The following is a 7102-nucleotide window of genomic DNA, read 5'->3' on the forward strand; positions in this document are numbered from 1 at the left end:
TCCTACAGGTGCGGTTCGCTCTTATACGGCCGGGAATCAGCGAAGTCGGTGATGTCCGCGCGGTTCATGAGTCGCAGTTTTGAACCGGCGAACCCTTCGAACAACTGCCGATGCTCGGCAAACCCACTTGAACCCTCGCGAGCACGATAACTGCCGGCCCAGTCGAGCAAGGCGATCAGCCTCTCGTCCTGCTCATCCCGATTAGCCTCACGCAGACGAACATTGGCGACGCATTCCTCATCGTCAATACACAGCCAGATCAACGCCGTGGCCCTGTGGATAAGTTCGCTGACGATCCAGCCGTAGACACCTTCGATCACCCAGCGCTCTTCATCTGCTGCGATCCGCGCCATGCCCAGGGCTTCGGCGCGGGGGCGGGCGATGCTGTGTTCGTCGGACAGCCAGTGAATCGCGTCCAGATCAACCCAGGGTATTTGCAGTTGGCTGGCCAATCGCTCGGCCAGCCAGCTCTTGCCGGAGCCGGAATTGCCAATGATCAGGGTTCGGATGAGATCCATAAATCACCACGATCTACTGTAGGAGCAAGCTTGCTCGCGATGCAGACAACTCGGTCTCTCGCCTTCAGTCTTCAGCCTCAGGCGCCACCATCCGCGTCTTCGGCGAGCCATCCGAGTTGTGCTGGTAAATCGCCTGCGGCTGTCCTTTTTCATTAAAGAACACCTGCCCGATCCCCGCCGAATTCCACAACCGTTCACCCGCCTCGGCATGCTCCGGAACATGCGGCACGATGCGCATCCGTCGGCGCTTGGTCAGCCAGTTCAGTGGTGAGCGCGGCGAATAGAGCCAGCGGTTGAGGCGGTCGAACCATTCCAGCAGCGTCGGCGGAAATTCGTTCTTGATGCCGCTGCTGGTGATCTGCCAGATCCTGGGGCCCGCCTTGCGGTGTCGGATCAGCACTTCGTAGACGAAGGAATAATGCACATCGCCTGACAGCACCACGTAGTTACCCGGTGTACGCGAGTGTCGGAAAATGTTCAGGATCACCTGCGCTGCGCCGCGATGGGCCATCCAGTTTTCGGCGTCCACCAGCAAGGGATAACCGAACCAGCTGAACACCCGTTGCACGGTTTCGATCAGCTTCACACCGAACACCGGCGCGGGCGAAACGATGATCGCCGACGGGTGATCCAGCAGTTCCTGTTGCAGTTCGCAGAGGGCTTCCCAGTCCAATAGACCCGAGGGTTGCTTGAGTGTCATCTCGCTGCGCCAGCGCCGGGTGCGGGTGTCGAGCACCACCATCGCGGGGCTGGTGGGCAGCACGTAATGCCAGTGCTGAAACTTCAGCAGCTCATCGATCAAGGCGTCCTGCACCGGGCTGTCGAGATAGCCGTCTTCCCCGGTCGCGCTGAAACCATCGGTCTTCGCCAGCACCGCGCCGAACGCATCCGGGTTGTTGCCCCAGCCCTGGCACAACATGTAAGCAATCAGCGCGTTGCCGATGATGCGCTTGGAGAATGGATGGCCGTAGGCCGTTTCCTCCCATTGCGCGGAAAGATTCCAGTCATCGGTAATATCGTGGTCGTCGAAGATCATCAGGCACGGCAGATGCGCGAAGGCCCGTGCGACACCGCCCAGGCCAGCCTTGAAGGTATCGATGCGCGTCTGCTCCAGCGCATAGCGCTCGCGCCGTTCGGGAATCAACTTCGGCGGTTTGGGCGTGATCAGCGTCCAGGGTGTCGGCGACCACACCAGCAGGTACATGGCCATGACCTCAGCGAAGGTCACCAGATGATTGTCGGCACTGCTGCTGGTGAAAATCGGCTTGCGCGCCCCGCCGAAAAATCGCTCGCGCAGGGTTTCATTACTTTGCAGCGCCGGTAACAAATCCGCACGGTGGTAGTAGCTGGCCGCATGCTCATAGAGCTTGGCGCTGTCGCTGACTACGGCGCCTTCGAGGTGTTCGCCGAACAATCCCAACCGTGCGATCAAGGCATGAATGGCCCGCAGCATCGGCCCGGCGACATCGTCGGCGTACACCTGGTCGCCACTCATCATCAGCAACGCCGGGCGCTCAGTGGCCTCGTGTTCCGAAGCCAGCAAATGATCGACGCAGAGCAAGCCGTCGGCGGCGGGATGGTGAGGTTTGCGGCAAGAGCCATGCAGCAGTTGGTCGATCCGCGAGCGCAAAACAAAATTCGGGCAGCGTGCTTCGCCATACAACAGATGCGGCGCCCATTCGGCGATGCCCGTCATTGCGCCATCAATCAACAGGTCGTACTCGATCAACGTGTCGCAGGGCAGGGCGTTGTCGAGCGGCACATCGATCAAATGAATAAAGGCGTGCGTTCCGACGGGAATGATCGTGCATTGCCCGGCGTCGAGGCGGATGTCGCCAACATCTTGCAGGCGCAACGTCAGCGATAACGGCCGGGTGCCCACGAGCCACAGCACCAGCCGTGAAGGCTCCAGGCGCCGCAACAGCGGCCCGACCAGAACCGGTGGCAGTGGGGTGCAGTTGTCAGGCAGTGGCAGTGATTCGGACATCCGGGTTCAAGACTCTTGGCGCACAGGCCGGCGATGATAACGCAGACCTCTGCCTGAACTTCATCAATTGCCTGGGGTAACGTTTACTTGGGGGGGAAGGTCGTTACCCACAGCAACAGCGTGAAAAATGCCGCCACCACACTGCAGGCCCCGGCGATAAAATGACGGCCGACCGGATGTTCGCCTTCCTTGAATCGGGCGATGACGAAGAGCCACGTCCCGATGAACACCCCGATGAACGCCATCAACGAATAAAGAAAATACGCCGGGCCCCGTGTTCCAGCCTGTTCGGGGGCCATGAAGATCAGTACGACCACACCCACGAGGAAACTGGCCAGGGCACCTGCCAGGTTGGCCAGCCACAGATTGACGCTGCCACGATTCCTCACGATCCAATGCCATACCCCCGCTGATGCAGCGAGGAACACCAAAATGCCGAGGGGTACCATTGATTCTTCCTTGTTCATGGGTCGGGAGAGACGATGGCGTGCACGATATCAAATCAGTGGCTTTGAGCTGAAGAGTGTCATGGGTTGCGTTGAAACTGCTCAATCCTGGCCCGGTATTCAGTGGCGATGACATGCAACTCCGAGCCCGGCAGCTTGTTGGCCCGATACACCAGAAACGGCTCGCTCCACGCCCATTGGCAGCGATGCGCAGTCGCGCGCAACGGTTGCAGCAATTGCTCAAGGGGAAACAGGTTAACGCCGGTTTCACTGTAGGCCTCGGGCGTATTGCCCGCCGTCGCCACAATCATGATCGGCAACCCTTCAAGCCTGGAACCCTGCGCTTCATAAGCGATGTAGTACATCTGCGTCAGCACGCGGTCCTGCCAGTTTTTCAGCAGCGCCGGCGTCGAGTACCACTGCACCGGAAATTGCAGCACCAGCCGCTTTGCCGACAACAAGCGCTGCACCTCCACGGCGGTGTCGACTTCATCGGTCGGGTAAAGCCCATACAGATCGACGATGGAGACGCCCGGCAGATCCTTCACCGCATCGAGCAAGGCGCGGTTGGCGTGTGAACGTCCCAGATCCGGGTGAAAACTCATAATCAGCGTGGTGTCGTTCATGGGATTACCCGGTTCAAGTGAAGGGAGCCACAGCGTGCCAGCGTGCTATAAATTGCTCCAATGGATGGTTTGTCTAATTAGGTATTGATTCAATGAATCTACGTTCGGTGGACCTCAATCTGTTGACCGTGCTCGATGCGTTGCTCGACGAAGCCCACGTCTCCCGCGCGGCCGAGCGTGTCGGCCTGTCGCAACCGGCGGCCTCCAATGCGCTGGAGCGTTGTCGGCATCTGTTCCAGGATCGCCTGCTCGAACGCGTACCGGGCGGCATGCAACTGACCCCCAAGGCGCAGGCCTTGCGCGGTCCGTTGAAGCAGATTCTGGGCTCGGTCAGCACGCTGGTCGGCGCTGCCAGTGCCGACCTGAGCACCCTGCGCCAAACCGTGCGCATCGTCATGGCCGACTTCCCGGCGATCATCGTCGCGCAACAGTTGCACCAGCGACTGGCCGAGTTGGCACCGGGCATCGACCTGGTGATTCAACCCTGGCAGGGCGGCGAAGCGGCTCAGGAAAGTTTGAGTCGCGGCCAAAGCGATCTGGCCATGTCGGTCTTCCCGCCCCTCGGACCGGACTACACCCGCCGCCTGCTGTTGCACGAGCATTTCGTGGTGGCGATGCGCGCCGGGCATCCTGCAATTGCAGACTTCGATCTCGAGCGCTGGCTGAGTTATCCACACGTGCTGGTGTCTGGCCGAGGCGCAACCTGGGGCCCGCTCGACGAATTATTGAAAGGGAGGGGGCTGGCGCGACGGGTCGGGATCGTCGTGCCGAGCTTCGTCATGGTTCCGGATCTGCTGTTGGGCTCGGACCTGATTGCGATGTTGCCCAGCCAGTGCCTGTCGATGCCGATGGCCAAGACGCTGCACGCCGTGCAACCGCCGATTGAGGTTGAGGGATTTGCGGTGCATCTGGCCTGGCATAAACGCCGCGATGAGGACGCGGCGGTGCAGTGCGTAGCGCGGGTGTTGGAGGAAGTGATCGCTGCTCACTGACATCCGCCTCACCGTTGGCGACCAACCAGCGAAACAGCTCGCTCACCGACACCGTGTGACTGCGCTCGATCCAGCGCACCACCGCCGGGCCGTAGTGTTCGGTGTAGCGGGTGAGCACCAGCTGGCGACAGTCTGCGGACAGGCGCAGGGTGATTTCCCGGCAGTGCAGATTCGCCTCATCGTCGCGGGTCACGCGGTGTTGAAGAATCAGGCCTTCAGAAACCATCGGCCGGTGCTCCTGTGCATTGTGGTTGAGTGTTCTTCGGCGAGCCTTGTTTGCCCTCGACCACGAAAGCGGCGCGATGCTCGGCGACCACGTTGCGCAACGCGCTGTAATAGTCCGGCAGTTTTTGCAGGCTGTCGGTCAGCGGCAAGACTTCGGCTCGGCCATCGACGATGTCGCCGACGGTGTTGATCGTTGAGAGCGTGTCCACGGTATCGCTGTTGTCGCCGAACGGATCGACCACGAAACTCAGCACACGCCCGGCCGCATCGCGGCTGTTGGACGTGCCGAGCAACGGCAGTTCGACGATTGGCCCATCGCCGATGCCCCACACGCCGAAGGTCTGGCCGAAGTCGGCTTTATGACGTGGAATGCCGGCCATGCCGGAGACGTCGATCAACCCCACCACGCCCACCGTGGTATTCAGCGCGAACCGCCCCAGCGTATTGACCGAACGCATCGGGTTGCCTTGCAGCAGGTCGTTGATAAACACCTCGGGCTCGCCGAAGTTCGCCACGAAGTTATGCACACCCGTCTGGAAAAAGTCCGGCGTGTGGCGATAGCCGCGAGCGACCGGCGCCAGGGCGTAGTCATCCACCACCCGGTTAAACGCGAAGACCCCGCGATTGAGCGGTTCCGCCGGGTCGTACACCGAATAGGCGATGTCGGCGCAGCTCACTTCGGCGCTGGACGACGGCTGGCTGCTGCAGCCCGCCAACCCGGCGGCCAGCACGGCAATCGAGGTGTTGCGGGCCAGCCAGGGAGCACATTTGAAAGGCAACATGGACGCGAGTCTCGGGAGGAATTGACGGCGATGCTGGGCCCCGAGCCTTGCGCAAAGATGTCCGGTTTATTGCGCCGCTGTCGTTTTATTGCAGGATTGAAATATATGACGCGCTGCCGTGAATGGTTTTAGATGACGGTTCCATTCGCCCCGTTAAGTGACCTTCGGTGAACAGCCTTTTAATTGTCGACGACGACCTTGAAGTCCTCGATCTGCTGAAAAAATTCTTCGTCCAGCACGGCTACAGTGTCGAGGTCGCCACCGACGGCGCGTCGCTGTGGGCGGCCATCGAGCGCAAGGCGCCAGACCTGATCATTCTCGACGTGATGTTGCCCGGCGACAGCGGGCTGATCCTGTGCCAGCAGCTGCGCATCCGCCACGCGATCCCGGTGATCATGCTCACCGCCATGGGTGAACTCAGTGATCGGGTGGTCGGCCTCGAACTCGGCGCCGACGATTACCTGACCAAACCCTTCGACGCCCGCGAACTGTTGGCCCGAGTGCGTGCCGTGTTGCGCCGCGTGGAGGACCGTCGACCGCTGGCGCAAGAGCGTCCACGGCCGCTGATCGACTTCGCCGACTGGCACCTCGACGTCACCCGCCGGGAACTGCGCTCGCCGGATAACGTGATGATCCCGCTGTCGGCCGGTGAGTTTGATTTGTTGCTGGTCTTCGTCGAACACCCGCAACGCATCCTCACCCGCGAGCAGCTGCTGGACCTGGCGCGGGGGCATTGTCACGACGCGTTTGACCGCAGCATCGACGTGCAAGTCAGCCGCTTGCGACGCAAACTCGAATCCGACACCAAGCGCCCGGCGATGATTCGCACCGTGCGCAACGGCGGTTACCTGTTCACTCCAAGTGTGACGCGGCGATGAACTGGCTGAAGCGGATTCGCCGGGACACGGTGGCGCGCTGGATCGCCCTGACCATCATCCTCGCTATGCTCATTTCGCTGGCGCTCAACGGGCTGTTCATCCAGCTCGCTGGCGTTTGGGCGCGGCCGCCGCTGACTGAAACCGGGCTGCTGGAAAAAATGGCCGCCATCACCCGCGTCATCAAGGCTGCCCCGGTGCCCCTGCGCAGCCAGTTGGCACAAGCTGTCAGTGATGAAGGCTTTACCGTCAGTTGGCACCTTGATCGACGTGAGCTCAACCTGCCGCCGGTGGAGGATCTGGATTCCGAAATCGGCTCGACCCTCTTGCAGCCGTTGCTTAAATTCGCAGGTCGAATCCAGACCTACGAGCCGGCTGACTGGACGGAGCCCTCGGCGGACGCGCATTACGCGCTGCTGATCGAGCTGCCCGACTCGTCCTGGCTGATGTTCTCCGCGCCCTCACGCAGTTGGGGCCTCGACGAAACGCCGCGTTACCTGATCGTCATCCTGCTGGTGCTGATCTCCACCGCGCTGGTCGCACTGATCGCCACTCGCCGCCTCGCCACACCCTTGCAACGTTTCGCTGAAGGTGCCCGCCGCTTTGGCGTGGACTTCCGCGCCCCGCCCATCGAACCCCTCGGCCCCCAGG

General features: G+C 61.3%; 7 protein-coding genes and 1 pseudogene. 3 read left to right on the forward strand and 5 right to left on the reverse strand.

Annotated elements, in window-relative coordinates; genetic code table 11:
- Window positions 1-2: 2 nt before the first annotated feature.
- From KGB27_RS30345 to KGB27_RS30360, 4 genes are all read right to left on the reverse strand, one after another.
- Window positions 3-518: an adenylate kinase gene (locus tag KGB27_RS30345; protein WP_223557320.1), complete on the reverse strand. Its 516-nt coding sequence runs from the start codon at window positions 516-518 to the stop codon at window positions 3-5.
- A 64-nt stretch (window positions 519-582) separates the two neighbouring features.
- The gene (locus tag KGB27_RS30350) at window positions 583-2505 is read right to left on the reverse strand and encodes an alkaline phosphatase D family protein (protein WP_223557321.1); all 1923 of its coding nucleotides are present in this window, start codon (window positions 2503-2505) and stop codon (window positions 583-585) included.
- A gap of 83 nt (window positions 2506-2588) precedes the next feature.
- Window positions 2589-2972, reverse strand: coding sequence for a hypothetical protein (locus KGB27_RS30355; RefSeq protein ID WP_223450834.1), 384 nt, complete (start codon window positions 2970-2972; stop codon window positions 2589-2591).
- Window positions 2973-3031: 59 nt separating this feature from the next.
- Window positions 3032-3577, reverse strand: a complete 546-nt coding sequence (locus KGB27_RS30360; protein WP_223557322.1) for an NAD(P)H-dependent oxidoreductase — start codon at window positions 3575-3577, stop codon at window positions 3032-3034.
- Window positions 3578-3669: 92 nt separating this feature from the next.
- Here KGB27_RS30360 and KGB27_RS30365 point away from each other — a divergent pair, with 92 nt between their 5' ends.
- Window positions 3670-4569: a LysR family transcriptional regulator gene (locus KGB27_RS30365; protein WP_223557323.1), complete on the forward strand. Its 900-nt coding sequence runs from the start codon at window positions 3670-3672 to the stop codon at window positions 4567-4569.
- A gap of 215 nt (window positions 4570-4784) precedes the next feature.
- Here the strand turns inward: KGB27_RS30365 and KGB27_RS30375 are convergent, their stop codons facing one another.
- The gene (locus tag KGB27_RS30375; RefSeq protein WP_008036622.1) at window positions 4785-5576 is read right to left on the reverse strand and encodes a VacJ family lipoprotein; all 792 of its coding nucleotides are present in this window, start codon (window positions 5574-5576) and stop codon (window positions 4785-4787) included.
- Between the two features lie 167 nt (window positions 5577-5743).
- On the opposite strand from KGB27_RS30375, the gene KGB27_RS30380 reads away from it, so the two are divergent.
- Both KGB27_RS30380 and KGB27_RS30385 read left to right on the forward strand, forming a co-directional pair.
- Window positions 5744-6454 carry a response regulator gene (locus KGB27_RS30380; protein ID WP_008036621.1) on the forward strand — a complete coding sequence of 237 codons (711 nt, stop codon included), beginning with the start codon at window positions 5744-5746 and terminating at the stop codon, window positions 6452-6454.
- A pseudogene (locus tag KGB27_RS30385) lies at window positions 6451-7102 on the forward strand (two-component sensor histidine kinase); the annotation flags it as partial. The gene KGB27_RS30380 and the pseudogene KGB27_RS30385, both read left to right, overlap by 4 nt.

This window comes from Pseudomonas sp. BF-R-01 (assembly GCF_019946615.1).
GTDB classification, from domain to species: domain Bacteria; phylum Pseudomonadota; class Gammaproteobacteria; order Pseudomonadales; family Pseudomonadaceae; genus Aquipseudomonas; species Aquipseudomonas migulae.